This is a genomic window from Vibrio sp. IB15 (assembly GCF_016406055.1).
GTDB lineage: Bacteria > Pseudomonadota > Gammaproteobacteria > Enterobacterales > Vibrionaceae > Vibrio > Vibrio chagasii.
Genome location: NZ_JAEFCE010000005.1, coordinates 38958 through 56235, shown reverse-complemented (window position 1 = coordinate 56235; position 17278 = coordinate 38958). Strand labels below are relative to the sequence as shown.

General features: G+C 45.2%; 11 protein-coding genes. 3 read left to right on the top strand and 8 right to left on the bottom strand.

Annotation, left to right across the window (positions count from 1 at the left end):
- Nucleotides 1–86 precede the first annotated feature (86 nt).
- The 4 genes from JC606_RS03140 to malT all read right to left on the bottom strand — a co-directional run bounded on the left by JC606_RS03140 (nt 87) and on the right by malT (nt 5508).
- A complete protein-coding gene (locus tag JC606_RS03140; RefSeq protein ID WP_137406205.1) occupies nt 87–683 on the bottom strand; it encodes an SCO family protein in 597 nt (198 codons plus the stop codon).
- Nucleotides 680–1120: a hypothetical protein gene (locus JC606_RS03135; RefSeq protein ID WP_008215856.1), complete on the bottom strand. Its 441-nt coding sequence runs from the start codon at nt 1118–1120 to the stop codon at nt 680–682. The genes JC606_RS03140 and JC606_RS03135 overlap by 4 nt, the downstream gene beginning before the upstream one ends.
- 196 nt (nt 1121–1316) lie before the next feature.
- A complete protein-coding gene (locus JC606_RS03130; RefSeq protein ID WP_137406206.1) occupies nt 1317–2237 on the bottom strand; it encodes a DUF368 domain-containing protein in 921 nt (306 codons plus the stop codon).
- Between the two features lie 562 nt (nt 2238–2799).
- On the bottom strand, nt 2800–5508 hold the full coding sequence (gene malT / locus JC606_RS03125) for an HTH-type transcriptional regulator MalT (protein ID WP_198777952.1): 2709 nt from the start codon (nt 5506–5508) through the stop codon (nt 2800–2802).
- A 567-nt stretch (nt 5509–6075) separates the two neighbouring features.
- On the opposite strand from malT, the gene JC606_RS03120 reads away from it, so the two are divergent.
- The 3 genes from JC606_RS03120 (at nt 6076) to glgB (ending at nt 13246) form a co-directional block, all read left to right on the top strand.
- Nucleotides 6076–8529 carry a glycogen/starch/alpha-glucan phosphorylase gene (locus tag JC606_RS03120; RefSeq protein WP_198777950.1) on the top strand — a complete coding sequence of 818 codons (2454 nt, stop codon included), beginning with the start codon at nt 6076–6078 and terminating at the stop codon, nt 8527–8529.
- 176 nt (nt 8530–8705) lie between these two features.
- Nucleotides 8706–10886, top strand: coding sequence for a 4-alpha-glucanotransferase (gene malQ, locus JC606_RS03115; protein ID WP_198777948.1), 2181 nt, complete (start codon nt 8706–8708; stop codon nt 10884–10886).
- 176 nt (nt 10887–11062) lie between these two features.
- A complete protein-coding gene (gene glgB / locus JC606_RS03110; RefSeq protein WP_137406210.1) occupies nt 11063–13246 on the top strand; it encodes a 1,4-alpha-glucan branching protein GlgB in 2184 nt (727 codons plus the stop codon).
- A gap of 81 nt (nt 13247–13327) precedes the next feature.
- On the opposite strand, the gene JC606_RS03105 is transcribed toward glgB, so the two are convergent.
- The 4 genes from JC606_RS03105 to JC606_RS03090 form a co-directional block, all read right to left on the bottom strand.
- Complete coding sequence (locus JC606_RS03105) at nt 13328–13798, bottom strand: TetR/AcrR family transcriptional regulator (RefSeq protein WP_137406211.1); 471 nt, start codon at nt 13796–13798, stop codon at nt 13328–13330.
- A gap of 261 nt (nt 13799–14059) precedes the next feature.
- A complete protein-coding gene (locus tag JC606_RS03100; RefSeq protein ID WP_137406212.1) occupies nt 14060–14530 on the bottom strand; it encodes a TetR/AcrR family transcriptional regulator in 471 nt (156 codons plus the stop codon).
- Between the two features lie 213 nt (nt 14531–14743).
- On the bottom strand, nt 14744–15583 hold the full coding sequence (locus JC606_RS03095) for an energy-coupling factor transporter transmembrane component T family protein (protein WP_102423602.1): 840 nt from the start codon (nt 15581–15583) through the stop codon (nt 14744–14746).
- Nucleotides 15580–17274, bottom strand: coding sequence for an ABC transporter ATP-binding protein (locus JC606_RS03090; protein WP_137406213.1), 1695 nt, complete (start codon nt 17272–17274; stop codon nt 15580–15582). The genes JC606_RS03095 and JC606_RS03090 overlap by 4 nt, the downstream gene beginning before the upstream one ends.
- Nucleotides 17275–17278 lie beyond the last annotated feature (4 nt).

Genomic DNA, 17278 nt, shown 5'->3' with positions numbered 1-17278 from the left:
ACCTGACTTTACGTTTCGAACTCTATTGGTTGAGTTCTTTATTTTTGTACACGCTGTTTCTAGAGCTTCTAGAGTTTCTTAGCACTCTAACGCGTCAATGTGTTGATCGCTTCAACAATTGGTGCAGGCGTCAACGTGTGCGGTACTTTAGTAATCAAGGTACCGTTGGGCTTTAAAAAGTAGAAATATGAGCTGTGGTCAAGTGTGTATCCTAGCTCTGAATCTTCAAGCTGTGTCTTTCTGAAAATAACACCGTATTTATGCGCCAGATTCGTGGTTACATCCAATGGACCACTCATCCCTTCAATCATTGGGTTGAAGTACTGCGCGTATTTATATGACGCTTCCGCGGCATCGCGCTCTGGATCGAGAGAAACAAACATCGGGCGAATCTTGGCTTTCGATTCATCAGAGATTTGGTTGAGGGCTCCAGCTAGCATCGCTAGTGACGTTGGGCAAACGTCAGGACAGCGTGTGAAGCCAAAGTAAACGATACGAATTCTGTCATCGGTTTCGTCAAAGAGTTTTATTGGTTGGTTGTCTTTTCCAAAAAGCGTTGTTTCGGAGAATTGTTGTTTTTCAACGTGTTGCTCTTGAGCCTCTGTTTGACCATCGAGATAGCTTTTTACTCCAAAGCCAAGTACAAACGCTACAACCAGCGCTAGCGACCAATTCTTACTCATCTTGTCATCCTTATTGCAGGTTTTACGGTTTCAACACCATCGGTGAGCTCACCAAGCCAAGTCATGTGATCCATGGTACACACGGGCAAAATGACATCACCTTCATAGATGTTGTTACCAGTATTTTTTAATTGGAAACGTGCTGAGCCCATTTCCATCTCTAAACCGGTCAGCGATAGCATCAAGGTTTCCGAGGCCGCGCCTTCCCACACCACTTTGATTTTTGTTGGGACTAGAGGTTGAGCTGTTTCATGCTCAAGGGTCATAGCAACGCTGTCTTGCTCACACGATGTTGTTGAAAGCATGCAGTAGTCATCTAAGTTGACGTCAGGAGAGTGGCTCTCTACTACCGATTTAAATTGCTCGACTGCCTGTGGTCCATAAAAGCCAGCGACCAGCGCAATACCGAGCGCAGCAACCTTTAATGCTGGGTGCATGTCGTGTTCTCATTTGATTTTATAAGAACGGCGATGGTATCACACCACTCAATACGTGCTTGTATCAAAAAGCAATTTTGTGCGTATGGTAGATATAAAAAAGCGAAGCCAGTAGCTTCGCTTTGATTCAATTTACTGACACGTCGCTATTTAAGGAAAGCACCCTACATGCGAAATGCCGCTCGATTGTTAGAGGTTAGTCAGCATTGCGCTCGGCAAACTTTTCTAAGCCAAGAACTAATGCGATGGCAACCAACATCATGATCACAGCCAAGGTCAGTTGAGAAGGCTGAGAGGTGACGGCTTCGAAGTTAAATGGAGACAAGTTCTCTTGAATGAGAGGCACTTGCTCACCTTTAGAGTTGATGCGCCAGCTGATGGTCTCTTTCCAAGGCCAGATCTTAGGCAGCGTACCGATCATCAAACCAGTTAAGAACACAAGCGTGAAGTCGCGGAATGAACGCAATAGCCAAGACAGTACATGTGAGAAAGTCAGCAGTCCGAGCACACAGCCCGCAAGGAATAGCGCAAGTACATCGACTTGAAATGATTTAACGGCGCCAAGCACTGGGCCATACATGCCAATCAGGAGCAGAATAAAGCTGCCTGAAATACCGGGTAAAATCATCGCGCAGATAGCAATTGCACCCGCAATTAAGACGTTGATGCTGGTTGGCTCCATTTGCAGTGGCTTAAGCACAGTTATGCTATAAGCGAAGGCAACGCCAAGCAGTAGAAAGACGAATCGAATCATATCGCGCTTTTCTACTTGCTTAAGAATGTGGAAAACCGACACCAAGATTAAACCAAAGAAGAAAGACCACAGTGGAACTGGGTGGGTGACCAATAACCAAGAAATCAGTTTTGCGAATGTCGCAATGCTGGTGAACACGCCAGCGAATAATGAAATTAGGAAAAAGCCATTGATGTGGTTAAACGCGGCTTTGAAGCCTTCGCGCTTCCATAAACCAAGTACGCTAGGGTTAATTCTGCGAATGCTTTCTAAAAGCGTATCGTAAATACCTGTGATGAATGCGATGGTTCCGCCTGAAACGCCTGGGACAACGTCAGCCGCGCCCATGGCCATGCCTTTGAAAAAAGTACTTAAGTAGTTCATTGCTTCATAGAGTTGAGGGTGATTTCGTGCAGTATACAAACTTTGCTGTCAAAAAAGTATGAATATGCTACTAAGAAGGTGCTTTTCTTACTCTCTTAATTGTAAGGCAATACGTTGATGTGAATATCTGCCTAACATTTAAAATACAGTCACTTAGTAATTTATCATTAATGCTAGGGATGAAACTGGTCTCTTATCAATATTGCATCTTGATTGCATTATGCAAATGCACTTTGCAATTCGCATGTAAAATTAGCCGCTTTTATGCGATGCAGGGCTTATAAAATGCCTAATTAAAGTTGGCACGCTAACTGCATAGTACTAATCGACCCTTCTTAAGCCGAGGGTCACCTAGCCAACTGACGTTGTTAGTGAACCTATGATTTGTTCACAAATATATAGAGCCAATCGCGATTATTGCGGTTGGCTATTTTTTTGCCTGTCATTTGGTGTTCTCCTTTTTCTACTCCCGCCTCTATACTTTCAGGCTCTGAATTTCAGGTGAAAAAAAAGCCAGCCACCGTCGGTGACCAGCTTGTGTTTTCTCGAATTTCGAATCCGTTTAGTAACCCATTAACTGCAACAAATTCTCTGCTGTGCTTATCGCTTCTTTACGGTTAGCAATGTTGAGCTTCTGATAAAGATTTCGAATGTGAGTTTTGATCGTGGTGCCTGCTACATCCAGTTCTTGAGCGATTTGCTCGTTACTGAACCCAGAATAGATCAAGCCCAGTACCTGCCATTCACGTTGAGTGAGTGGGCTGGTGCGCACAAGCTCAGGAATGTTCGGGTGGTTAACCAAGTTTTCAACAAAGTCTTCATCAAAGTGAACGGAGCGGCTGCGCTGAGTGGTCGAGATATCCTTCATGATTTGTTGTGCTCGGTGACGTTCTAAATCACCTAGGCCTGGCTTGTTGCTCAACTTATCTAAGATATGTCCGATAGTGCCACCATCGACCAAGAAGTTACCGACCATGCCTGTTTGGTTGGTCATGTGTAGGGCTTCTTCAAGTAATACACGTGCGCTGTCTTCATCGTTGATTTGCGTGCGTAAAACAGCCTCGACGATCAAGTTTCTATTCGTATCGGTAATCAAGTGTGAGCGCTGTGCTTCGCTCTTTAAGAATGCTAATGCCTCTTCAGCCTCTTCATATTGCTCAAGAATAATGTGAGCACGCACGATGTTTCGCCACTGAAGCTGACAGAAGTGGTTGCTAGCAGACTCCGGTCTTACAGCAACGCTTAGCCAGTCACGGATTACATCTTTATCGCCTTTCACTTGCCAGAACAAGATCAGAGACAGTGAAGCATTCGCCGTCCAGTCAACGTGGTAGGTTGATTGGCGTAACAAGTGTTGGATCTGGTCAATAAACTTCGACGCTTTGTCGATCTCACCACGGCTCAATGAAATACGAGCTAGCATTGAGTAACTATGAAGGTGTTTACTTGGAGAGTGGTGACCGAGGATATCTAAGCCTTTGTAGCAACACTCTTCCGCTTCATCTAAACGGTTCCAACACCAGAAGATCTGAGCTCGTACGCGTAGCAAGAATTCATGTAGAGGTACGTATTGAAGTTGATGTTCTTCAATCAACTTGAACGCGCTGTCTTGCAATTCAAATGCCGCTTGAACGTAGCCTTGAGCAATCAAGATTTCACTTTGTTGAAGAATCGCCCACAGTGCTTGATGGTAAACCTGATACTGGCGAGCCAACTTCTCAGTTTGCTGCATCATTGGTAGAGCGCGGCTCAGGTTACCCATGACATGATTGACTTCGCCAACAACTGAGGTTGCCACAATGCGGCTGCGATAAACCGTGGTATTAAGCTGGCTTAGAGAAAGCTCTGCGAGTTCGAGTGCTTTCTCTGGTTCGTTGCTGTTAATGGCTACCTGTGCACGTAAGGCGTTGTACTGGCCTTGTTGTTGAGTATCTAGCTCGATGTTTCGTGCTTGATACTGAGTTTCTGCCTCTTCTAACAGGGTGCCCACCTGATCATATCTGTGCTGACTCTGCGCTAGCCATGCCCGTAGCATCGACAGTTTTGGCTCGCTGTAGAGCTGATCGGTTGTAAGCTGCTTGATCGCCATTTCTAGTGATGACAATTCGCCTTGGTTGAACATTTGCCAACCGTGTTCACTGAGGATCTTAACAATTAAATCAGGATCATCGGCGCGCTGTGCGTGACGTAGGGCTTGGTGAGGTGTTTTCTTTTTGATCCAGGCTTTTGCTGCACTGCGGTGTAATTCAGCTTCTTGTTGCGGAATGCGAGCTTGGCGTTCATGAGCAAGGAATTCACCAAACAGGTTGTGGAAGCGATACCAGTTCTTCTCACCTTCAAGAGGGTAGATGAACAGACCAAATCGGTTTAGAGACTCGATCATACCGAGTGCGTCTTCACGCTGAGTAAGCGCGCATACCAGTTCATCATTAAAGTGATCAAGTACAGAACATTGCATCAAGAACTGGCGGGTTTCTTTGTCCAGCAGGTCGAAGACTTCTTCAACCAAGTAATCCCACAAGTGAGCATGATTGAAGTGAGAGAATGACTCAGCAGACTGCGCCAGTGTGCGTTTTTGGTGCTGTGCTTGAAGGGCGATAAGTTGCAACGCAGAAGGCCAACCTTCGACATAACTACAAATACTATCGGCGGTTGTGTCATCAATACCATCGGCAACGCGCTGATTAAAGAAGCGTGTCGTCTCTTCGGTATCGAATGCCAAAGAGTCATTGCCTAATTCGATCATTAAGTCACGAACGCGAAGGTTTGCTGTACCCAGTGGCGGTGTGCCGCGGCTGGTCACAACAAGCGTTAGGTTGTCGGGCATGTGCTTTAGGAAAAAGCGCATGGCTTCGTGGATGTCGTCATTGTTAACCAGGTGATAGTCATCCAATACAAGGAAACATTCCTGATGGAATTCAGACATCTCGGCGAAGACTTCGCTTAATAGAGAATGCAGCGATGAAAATTGTCTTTTCTCTGCCAGTTTTTGCGCATTAGGACAGGCGTTTTGCGTCGCTTTATTGAGTGATTGAAGTAGGTAGTTGATGAAACGGAAGGCATCGTTGTCACTATCATCGATGCTATACCAACCTACGTTAGGTTTTTCTACCAACCACTGGGCAGCCATGGTGGTCTTGCCGTATCCAGCTGGGGAGCGGAACAGTACGAGTTTATAGCAATCTGCATTCTGAAGCAGATCGAGAACCCTAGGACGCAGAATTGCATTGTGTAAGCGGCCGGGACGAGTCAGTTTCGAAGGGATCCACATGTCGAAGTTTTACACCTATTCCGTGGCTATGGTCTGGAATCTATCAAGCACGCATTGAGTGCTGTCCAATGACACTAGCCTAATTACTTAAGTCTTTACTCATATTACGTGAAGCAAAACGACACCGACTATGATCCTCCGCAGAAACCTTGCACTCCTGCATGTTTTTGAGTCTCTACGCCCTTTATTTGTGACTTTTCTCACAAAATGTGGTGGTTCGATAATGTGACTTTGTTTCTGTTTGCACTGCATTTAATGCAAAAGATGATACCCGGAAAATATTTTCGTGATCTGAAACTCAGATTTGACAATGACTCTGATTAGGTCAAATAAAAATCACATCAACCGAAGTTAAGTTATCGAACGGGAGCTTGTGATCTTAGTCACTCCAAGTTTTTGTTCGAAGTCAGAACATGAGAGTCAGATCACTAACCCTATGTCGGTACGCCCCCTACGCCCTCCCATCTACTCCTTGTTTGGCGCGTTAGCGGGAGGATGTTTAGTTTCTGGTGACCATGCACGATATGTCACAGATGAATTAGAACTATTAAAAGCGAGATTTCTGAAATGAAACCAACTCAGCAAAAAACTTTCGATAAAATGTCGTTCCAAGAAAGCGTTAAGAAACATCTATCTGCAACCTACGCAACTACTATAGAAAACGCAGATAGCCGCGCATGGTACCTAGCAATGGGTCGCGCGTTAGCCGAACTTACAACATTTGACCTGTTAGAAACTGAAAATGACGAGAAAATCAAAAATGCGAAGAGCGTGAACTACCTTTCGCTAGAATTCTTGATTGGTCGTCTAACGGGTAACAACCTAATCAGCATGGGTCTGTACGAACAGATCACGCATGCAATGGAAGAGTTAGGCCAGAACTTAACGGACCTTCTAGAAGAAGAACGTGATCCATCACTAGGTAATGGTGGTCTTGGTCGTCTAGCAGCATGTTTCATGGACTCTTGTGCAGCACAAGAATTCCCAACAGTAGGTTACGGCCTACACTATGAGTACGGTCTATTTAAGCAGTCTTTCGAAGACGGGCGTCAAAAAGAAGCACCGGATGCATGGCGTGGCGTTGAAGGCTACCCATGGGAAATCGCTCGTCCAGAACTTGCGCAACACATTGGTTTTTACGGTCATGTTGAAGTTGAATACATTGACGGTAAAGAAGTGCGTACTTGGGTTCCAGGTATGGAAGTAAAAGCAATGCCATGGGATCTACCAATCGTTGGTTACGAGTCAAGCACGGTTTACCCACTGCGTCTTTGGGAATGCCAGGCAATTGCACCATTCTCACTAGCAAGCTTCAACAACGGTGACTACTTCGAAGCACAACATGCGCTAATCGATGCGGGTAACATTACTAAGGTTCTATACCCGAACGATAACCACGAGAAGGGTAAAACGCTTCGTCTAATGCAGCAGTACTTCCACTCTGCAGCGTCTGTACGTGACATCCTACGTCGTCACGAAGCAGCAGGCTTCTCTCTAGCGGATCTTCCTAAGCAAGAGACTATCCAGTTAAACGATACGCACCCAACAATCGCGATCCCAGAGCTAATGCGCATTCTTATCGATGAGCGCGGCCTATCTTGGGATGAAGCGTGGGAAATAAGTGCACACACATTTGCATACACGAACCACACTCTACTTCCAGAAGCTCTAGAGACTTGGTCTGAGTCGCTAATCCAGCGTCTACTTCCACGTCACATGGAAATCATTTTTGAAATCAACCACCGCTTCCTGCAAGAAGTTCGTAAGATGTGGCCTGGTGACGGTGAGAAGCAAGCGAAGCTTTCTATCATCCAAGAAGGTTTCCACCGCATGGTTCGCATGGCAAACCTATGTGTAATCGGCTCTTACAAAGTAAACGGTGTAGCAGCACTTCACTCTCAGTTGGTTAAGAAAGACCTGTTCCCAGAGTTCAACGAAATCTTCCCTGGCAAATTGACTAACGTAACAAACGGTATCACGCCTCGTCGTTGGTTGAAGTTCTGTAACCCAGGTCTATCTAAGCTTATCACTGACAAGATTGGTACAGAGTGGCCAGCAAAACTTGAGCAGCTAGAAGGTATTGCTAAGTACGCGACAGACGCGAAATTCCAAAAAGAATTCATGGCGGTTAAGAAAGAAAACAAACAGCGCCTTGCTGATTGGGTTCAAGAGAACATGGGTATCGAGCTAGACACTAACGCTATCTTCGACGTGCAAATCAAGCGTCTACACGAATACAAGCGTCAGCACCTAGACTTGCTACACATTCTATCTCTGTACCACCGTATTCTTAACGAACCTGGTTTTGAGTGTGAGCCACGCGTATGTTTCTTTGCAGCGAAAGCAGCACCGGGTTACCACCTAGCGAAAGAAATCATCTTCGCGGTTAACAAGATTGCAGAGAAGATCAACAACGATCCTCGCATTGGTAACAAGCTTAAAGTGGTATTCATCCCTGACTACCGTGTAAGCATGGCGGAAATCATCATTCCGGCAGCTGACGTTTCTCAACAAATCTCGCTAGCGGGTAAAGAAGCATCAGGTACGGGTAACATGAAGATGGCTCTAAACGGCGCTCTGACTATCGGTACGATGGATGGTGCGAACGTTGAGATCCGTGAAGAAGTGGGTGATGAGAACATCTACATCTTCGGTCTAGACGTTGATGGTGTACAAGCACTGAAAGCTCAGGGTTACAACCCATACGATTACTACAATGCAGACCCACTACTGAAGGCGTCACTTGATCTACTAACAGGTGAAGAGTTCACACTAGGTCAACCAGGCCTTCTACGTGCAACGTTTGACAGCCTGCTAGATGGTGGTGACCCATATCTATGTCTTGCTGACTTTGCTTCTTACGTGAAAGCGCATGAAGACATGGGCACGCAATACAAAGACCAAGCGGGTTGGGCTAAGAAAGCGATTCTTAACACAGCATTGGTTGGTAAGTTCACATCAGACCGCTCTATCCGCGACTACGTGAACAACATCTGGAAACTAGAAGCGGTTAACCGTTAATAGTTCCCATGTAGCCAAGGCAGCCTCTGCCTTGGCTCAATTAGCTTGTGAGCAAACAGACGGCTTATCCGATAGCAATGCTTACAATCTGATTGTCACAAGCTAATTGATTAGTAAAAAATTAAATAAACAACCCTACAAAAATTGAAAGCGTCAGAACGTTTTCGGAGAGAGCGATGAAAGAACAGACCGTATTAAAACAAGTCGCAGAAATGGCAAACATTGCCGATAGTTACGTTAGTGCGTGGGGCGATGAAGCAAAGGTATCAGACGAAACTATTACGTCTCTATTGGCTTCATTGGGCTACGATACAAGCAGCGATGATGCACTATTAAAGTCAGCAGAAAGAAAACACAAAAAAGATGTACTAGACCCAGTTCTTGTCTTGCGTGATGGTGAGCCAGTAGAAGTGGCGCTGAATTTAGGTGTTAGTGCTCGTGAAAGCGAGTTCAGCTGGCGCTTAGAAACCGAGCAAGGAGAGGTACTCGAAGGCTATCTTCAATCTCAAGTCGTTCGTGATGAGCGTGCCGAGGGTGGCCCTTTAGTGTTTGCATTACCAAGTGATTTGGCATGGGGTTATCACAAGCTAATTGTGAGCCGTAAGCGCCGTAAGAAGCCTTACGAGATGACACTGATCATTACGCCAAAAGCGTGTTTCAAGCAGTCTCCAATTGAGCAAGGCAAAAAGCTTTGGGGGCCAAGTGTTCAGCTTTACACACTAAGAACTCAGCACAACTGGGGTATTGGTGATTTCGGTGACCTAAAACAGTTGGTTGCTGATATCGCGTCTCGCGGCGGTGACTTTGTCGGCCTAAACCCGATTCACTCATTGTTCCCTGCGAACCCTGAAGGTGCGAGCCCGTACAGCCCGTCGTCACGTCGTTGGTTGAACATCTTATACATTGATGTGAGCTCAGTACCTGAATTCGCATTAAGTGCAGAAGCACAACAAACTGTAGGCAGCGCAGAGTTCCAACAACGCCTACAGAAAGCTCGTGATGCACACTGGGTGAACTACACCGAAGTGTCTGAGTTGAAGATGAGTATCTTGCCTTTGCTATTCGCAGAGTTTAAGACTCGTCACCTAGACAAGAACAGCGATCGTGCACAAGCCTTCCTAGCATTTGTGGAAGAGGGCGGCGATAGCCTGATGCACCAAGCGGCGTTTGATGCACTGCACGGTGAACTGCATGCTGAAGATTCTGGTATGTGGGGATGGCCGGTATTCCCTGAGAAATACCGCACATTCGACAGCCCAGCAACACAGAAATACATCAAAGAGAACCTAGAGCAAGTGCATCTTTACATGTACCTGCAATGGTTAGCAGATTGCCAAATCAACGATGCTCAATCGCTTGCTGAAGAGAAAGGTATGGCGGTTGGTCTGTACCGAGACCTAGCGGTTGGTGTTGCAGATTCAGGCAGCGAGACATGGGCTGACGAAGGCAACCTAGTAATGGATGCGAGCATCGGTGCTCCACCAGATATCCTTGGTCCTCTAGGCCAAAACTGGGGCTTACCACCACTGAACCCAGAAGTGCTTCTAGAAACAAGCTACGACGCTTACATCAAGTTGCTTCGAGCAAACATGAAGCACTGTGGTGCGTTGCGTATTGACCACGTATTAGGTCTGCTTCGTCTATGGTGGATTCCAAAAGGTGAAGATGCAACGAAAGGTGCTTACATCTACTATCCAGTTCAAGACATGCTGTCGATTCTTGCTCTTGAATCTCATCGTTACCAATGTAGCGTTATCGGTGAAGATTTAGGTACTGTGCCGGATGAGATTGTCGATATCTTGGCTGATGCGGGTGTTCACTCGTACAAGGTATTTTTCTTCGAAACATCAGAAGAAGATGGTGGTTTCATCTCACCTGCTCATTATGCTGAACAGTCGATGGCGGCACTATGTACTCACGATATGCCAACACTACGTGGCTTCTGGCACTGCGATGACCTGAAAATGGGTCAAGAGATTGGTCTGTACCCAGATCAGGAGCAGCTGAACGGCTTGTTTGATGACCGTCTTGAATGTAAGCAAGGTATCCTAGACTCTGTGGCATGGCATGGTTTCTTACCTGAAGGTGTAGGCCGTGACGCGAGCCAAGTACCAATGGATTCTTACCTTGCTGAAGCATTGCAGTTACACGTTGCTGCTGGTGGCTCAACATTGCTAAGTGTTCAATTGGAAGATTGGTTAGAAATGGACCAGCCAGTAAACATTCCTGGCACGGTAGATGAGTACCCGAACTGGCGTCGTAAACTATCGATGAACCTAGACGAAATCTTTGCTCATGACGGCGTGAATCGAATTGCTTCTAAGCTCACAGAAGTTCGAGAAAAAGCAGGTAAATGATGAGTTTGAGTGGCTTTGAAAATAGGTGGTTTTTTGCTTACGCCGTACGAAACTACAACCTTGGTCACTCAATAATGAATGCTCATCTGGTAGAATAAATTGTCGTTATATTGCCCGCACTAATAGCGGGCATTTTTGTATTATATTTTTTGGATGTTTGGTTAGGGAGAAACGTTTTGGAACTAAGTTCGATTTCAAAGCAAAAACAAATATATACCCAACTATCACAGGCTTGTTTCACTGACCCATTTGCGTTTTTAGGGCCATACTTACCTTCAGAGCAAGGTGCATTACGTGTATGGATCCCTGGGGCAGATAAAGTCGAGTTGATTGTTGGAAAGGAACCTCGTATTGAGTTAGAGCGAGAGGATGAAAGTGGATTCATTCTTAAGCAAGAAAGAGACTTGCGTTTTACTCACTATAAGCTCGCAGTTGATTGGGCGGGAGTAGAGCAGATCATCGATGATCCTTACCAGTATCATGATCTGTACGCGAGCTATGAAGACCTTCACACACCTAAAGATATGTACCATCACATGGGGGCTCAGTTTGTTACGCTAGAGCGTGATGGTCAGACAATTTCTGGTACTCGCTTCTTGGTTTATGCACCGCATGCAACAGCGGCTAGCTTAGTCGGTAACTTCAACTCGTGGGACGGTCGCCGCCACCCTATGCAACGTTTGGACTACGGTATTTGGGGCTTATTCATTCCAGACTTGGAAGAGGGCGCTCAATATAAGTTCGAATTAAAAGGACCAAATGGTGAAGGCTTACCTCACAAGGCTGACCCATGGGGTTTCTACTCTGAGCAGTACCCTTCGTTCTCTTCTGTGACTTACGATCACGCTCGTTATGAGTGGCAAGATGCCAAATGGCAAAATCGCCCAGTGACAGAGAAGCGTAAAGAAGCGCTGTCGTTCTATGAATTACATGCTGGTTCTTGGAAGCGTAATGCTGAAGGTGATTTTCTAAACTACCGTGAGTTAGCGGCAGAGCTAATTCCGTACCTCACCGAGCTTGGTTACACTCACGTCGAGTTGATGCCAGTTTCAGAACACCCGTTCTATGGTTCATGGGGCTACCAGCCTGTTGGGCTTTTCGCACCAACGAGCCGCTTTGGTTCTCCGGATGATTTCAAATACTTTGTCGACCAATGTCACCAAGCTGGTCTAGGCGTTGTACTTGACTGGGTTCCAGCACACTTCCCAAGTGATGATCACGGCTTGGCTAACTTCGATGGTACACCGCTGTTTCACGACCCAGATCCACGTCGTGGTTGGCATCAAGATTGGAACTCTTACATCTACGACTTAGGTCGCGAACACGTACGTCGTTTCTTAGTGGCAAACGCGCTGTACTGGTTCGAGCAATTCCATATTGATGGTATTCGTGTGGATGCCGTAGCTTCAATGCTGTACCTCGATTATTCACGTAGTCATGATCAATGGATTCCAAATGTTGATGGTGGCAACGAAAACTATGACGCCATCGCGACATTGAAATGGATGAACGAAGAGGTCTACAAACATTTCCCGAACGCAATGACCATCGCGGAAGAGTCAACAGCATTCCCAGGTGTATCTGCACCAACATTCATGGGCGGTTTAGGTTTCGGCTTTAAGTGGAATATGGGTTGGATGCATGACAGTTTGTCTTACATTCAGGAAGACCCAATTAACCGTAAATACCACCACGATACGATTACTTTCCCGCTGGTTTACGCACACAGTGAGAACTATGTATTGTCACTGTCTCACGATGAGGTGGTTTATGGTAAAGGTTCTATCCATAACAAGATGCCTGGTGATGAGTGGCAGCAAACGGCTAACCTACGCGCATACATGGGTTACATGTACGCACAACCGGGTAAGAAGCTTAACTTTATGGGGGCCGAGTTTGGTCAGACTGCAGAGTGGAACCATGATGATCAACTGCAGTGGTTCGTATTAGACTACGAACGTCATCAAGGTGTCCAAAAGCTAACCAAAGACCTCAACCATCTTTACCGTAATGAAGCTTCGATGCACGATCTTGACTTCGACCCACGAGGCTTTGAATGGCGTCTTCAAGACTCTGCAGAGGCGAGTGTCTTGGCTCATGAACGTATCAGTGAATCAGGTGAACGCGTACTAGTGGTTTCGAACTTTACGCCAGTACCACATGAGCATTTCCGCCTAGGTGTTCCGGCACAAGGCAAGTACAGCCTATTACTCAATACTGATGATACTAAATACAACGGCAGTGGTTATGACGTGAAAGAGGTTGTCGAAATCGAAGCCGTTCAGAGTGAAGGGCTGAATACCTCGATTGAGCTTCGCCTACCGCCATTGTCGACTATTTTTTACAAGCTGAACCCGTAATGTAGTCCGGCACAATGCGCGCGTAGATAATACAAAAAAGGGAACCTTATGGTTCCCTTTTTCTATTTGACAGTATCTTGTTTAGTGCTGCTTGAAGTTCGTAAGGTAGAGCATAGAGCGTCCTACTACGGTTTCAATAATCCTAATAGAGTCAGTTCCAAAGCTCTCGAGCATTTTATTTTTAAATGCACCGTCTGAGCTGATATTAAACTCTTCTGGGCTTTTAACCTGAGATGCATGAAAGAACATCAACTTGATCACGTATAGGAATTGTTCATTACCGAGAGCGTTTTGCCAAGACTGAAGAAAGGCTTCTTCCGATGAGAATTCTAGGCTCTCTATAACGATAGATAGCATGGGTTGGTGCAATACGGAGCGGATAGCACGAGTCGTTGGGTAATAGCCCTGAAGCGTCGTTATACTAACCTCAACTTCTTGAGCAATCCTTGCATAAGTTAGTGCTTCATGACCTTCAGCAAGAAAAAGGTTGAGTACAATTTCATCGTAATGTTTTTGATTTTCTAGCTTCTGTATTTTAGTAATTCGAGACATTTATAAATTATAGTTGTCTATTTCATATTGGGAAAGTCTTGGTATGTAAGGGAAATTCAGGTATATAAGGCGCGGTGAGCAAATAAATAACGGTAGATTTATACGTGATAGCGTTAAATTAGCTTTAATCACGAGGTTTATAAGTTGCCCATAAAAGGATATAAAAATGGACGCACTGATTGTGCAGCCTTCTTCAGTTGCTTGTGTTTTAGGTATGAAAAAGGAGCTTTAAAGCCCCTTTTTTATTGACGATGTATTTGCTCAGTGCTGTCGGAAGTTCGTAAGGTAGAGCATAGAGCGTCCTACTACGGTTTCAATAATCCTAATGGAGTCAGTTCCAAAGCTCTCGAGCATTTTACTCTTAAATGCGCCATCTGAGCTGATATTGAACTCTTCAGGGCTTTTAACTTGAGATGCATGAAAGAACATCAACTTGATCACGTATCGGAACTGTTCATCATCGAGAGCGTTTTGCCATGATTGAACAAACGCTTCCTCAGATGAGAAATCTAGACTCTCTATAACAATCGATAGCATGTGTTGGTGTAACACGGAGCGGATAGCACGAGTTGATGGGTAGTAACCCTGAAGCGTTGTTAAACTAATGCCAATTTCCTGAGCAATCCTTGCATAAGTTAGTGCTTCATGTCCTTCAGCTAGAAAAAGGCTTAGTACGATCTCATCGTAGTGCTTTTGGTTTTCTAGTTTCTGTACTTGGGTAATTCGAGCCATTACAAATCTCTATTTCGCGCAACATTCTGTAAAAGGAATATTAAGAGTTTCTAAATTAGAATTCAAACCGAAGATGTGAGGAAACGGTTACTTTATCGTCAAAATCCGATGATTACGGTTTGTCCGGTTAAGTTTTGTTCAAAAGTGAATGGGGAAAATAAAACACCGCCCTATCGAGCGGTGTGTCATTTTAACTGATTGTTTAAACTGATACTAAAATGGATACCAAAACAAAGCTGGTTCAAGAATGCGTTTTGCGATAGCCAATATCACGATTAAACCGATGATAAATAAACAAATAAAATCGATGCGTTGTAATGGCGCGTAGCTATACCAAGTGCGCGACTTGTGTCTGCCAAAGCCACGCAGCGTCATAGCATTCGATATTTCATCTGCTCTATCTAGGCTTGAGAAAATCAATGGCCCTAACACTTTAGCAACATTTTTAATGCGTGTAAGAAGTGGCGCTTTCTTAGATAGTTCAACACCACGAGCTTGTTGGGCATGCATGATGTTGACGAAATCCTTCTTAACTTCTGGCAAATAACGTAGCGTTAAGCTCACTGCGTAGGCAATCTTGTAAGGAACACCAATGCGGTTGAGGCTAGCCGCAAACTCAGTCGGGTGCGTTGTGAATACAAAGATCAGCGCTATCGGAAACATACTCATGTACTTAAGTGTTACGGTCACCAAGTAAAACAATGTCTCTTGGCTCAACGAGTAGTTACCCGGTAATGTTAGCAATAAAGTTTCGCTGCCAATGAGCTCAGTACCTTGCTGTGGGGCTAGCAGATACATGAACAAAGCATTTAGGCTTAGGACACTAGCCGTACCTAGCAACAGAGGCTTATAAACCCTAACAGGCACTCTGGTTAGCTTGAGTAGGTAAAGCCCCGTTAGGATAAGTAACGTGATTAACCGTAGGTCGAATGTCGTTAATACAACAGTCACCCAAGCTAAGAAAAGAGCAAACTTAGTGATGCCGTTTAACGCATGCAGCGGTGATTTGGTATCAATGTAGTTGATGCCGAATTTTACTTTTGATGCATTCATAGCGAGCTTCTCTCGTAGTCGATGAAGTACTGCATAAATGCATTGGTGTCGTCGATTTTCATCATGGTCGCGAGTTCATAAATACTGGTGGTACAGAGGTTCGCACGCTCTAGAAGCGATGGTTGGCTGAACACCTCAGTCATGTCTGCGTTAGCAATCAGCTTGCTGTCAGCAATGACGATTGAGCGTGTGGTGTACTCTAGAACCAGGTGCATGTCGTGTGAAATGATCACGACGGTGATACCTAACTCGCGGTTAAGCTTTTGGATAAACGCCAGCATTGAGGTGTAGTTACGGTAATCTTGACCCGCTGTTGGTTCATCCAAGATCAGAAGCTCAGGTTCTAATACTAGGATAGAAGCAATCGTTACGCGTTTTTTCTGGCCGTAGCTCAGTGCTTCAATTGGCCAGTGGCGGAACTTACTCAAGCCACACAGCTCAAGAACGTTCTCAACTTTCTCTTTGATTTCCTGCTCTGCAACCCCACGATTACGCAGACCGAATGCAACTTCATCAAAGATCATATGATGAGAGATCATATGATTTGGGTTCTGCATAACAACGCCGACTTTCTGGCTTCTTTCGAAGATAGAAAGCTCTGATAGGTCTTCATCGTTAAGGTATGAAGAGCCTGAATCTGCGTCAATCACACCCATGATAATCTTGGTGATGGTCGATTTACCTGAGCCATTTTTACCTAAGATTGAAACGAACTCACCTTTGCCAATCTTAAAGCTAACGTCTTCGAGAGCGTTCTTTTCGCCATCATAGGAGTAAGTCAGACCGTGGACCTCAAGTAAAGGTTGGTACTGTTTCTCGGTAACTGGAGTCGGGCGCTCTGCAAACCAAGTCTGAACCGCAGGGCGGAATCTTTTGTAATCGAGAGCTTTGAGGTTTGATAGCTTATCTTCACTGGTCAAAGGTGCTTTCGCTGCCTTCAGAGCAGATAAATAAAGTGGTTCACGAATACCGTGTGTTTCAAGCAGTTCAGAAGCTAAGATTTCATCGGGTGTCATGTCTGCAACAATTTCACCGCGCTCCATCAAGATCACTCGGTCGATATCGCGGTGTAGAACATCCTCAAGGCGATGCTCGATGATTACAATAGTCTTGTTGGTTTCTTTATGAAGCTGGTCGATGATTTCGATAGTCGCTTTGCCCGTTTTCGGGTCAAGGCTAGCCAAAGGTTCATCAAACAATAGGATGTCAACGTCATCAACTAAGATGCCCGCTAATGACACGCGTTGTTTTTGGCCGCCAGATAGATCATGTGGCGAGCGATCAAGCATATCTGCTAAGTCGACCATTTTTGCTGTCGACTTAACCAGAGGGTACATATCAATGTTCGACACTAACTGATTTTCCAGCGCGAATGCGATGTCTTCACCAATACTCAAACCGACAAATTGGCTATCAGTATCTTGTAATACTGTGCCGACTTGCTCGGTATAGTCGTGCATTGAAAAATCAGAAATGTTCTTGCCGTTGATCTCTAAAGAACCGGTAACCTCACCTTTAATCGCGTGAGGGATTAGGCCGTTGAGACATTGACCTAGGGTAGATTTACCACTACCACTTGGTCCAATAATGACGATTTTCTCCCCTTTCTCTATCCTTAGATTGATATTTTTTAGCGTCGGTTTATCCAGCGACTCATATCTAAAAGAGAAGTTCGAAAATGCTATAGTCATTATC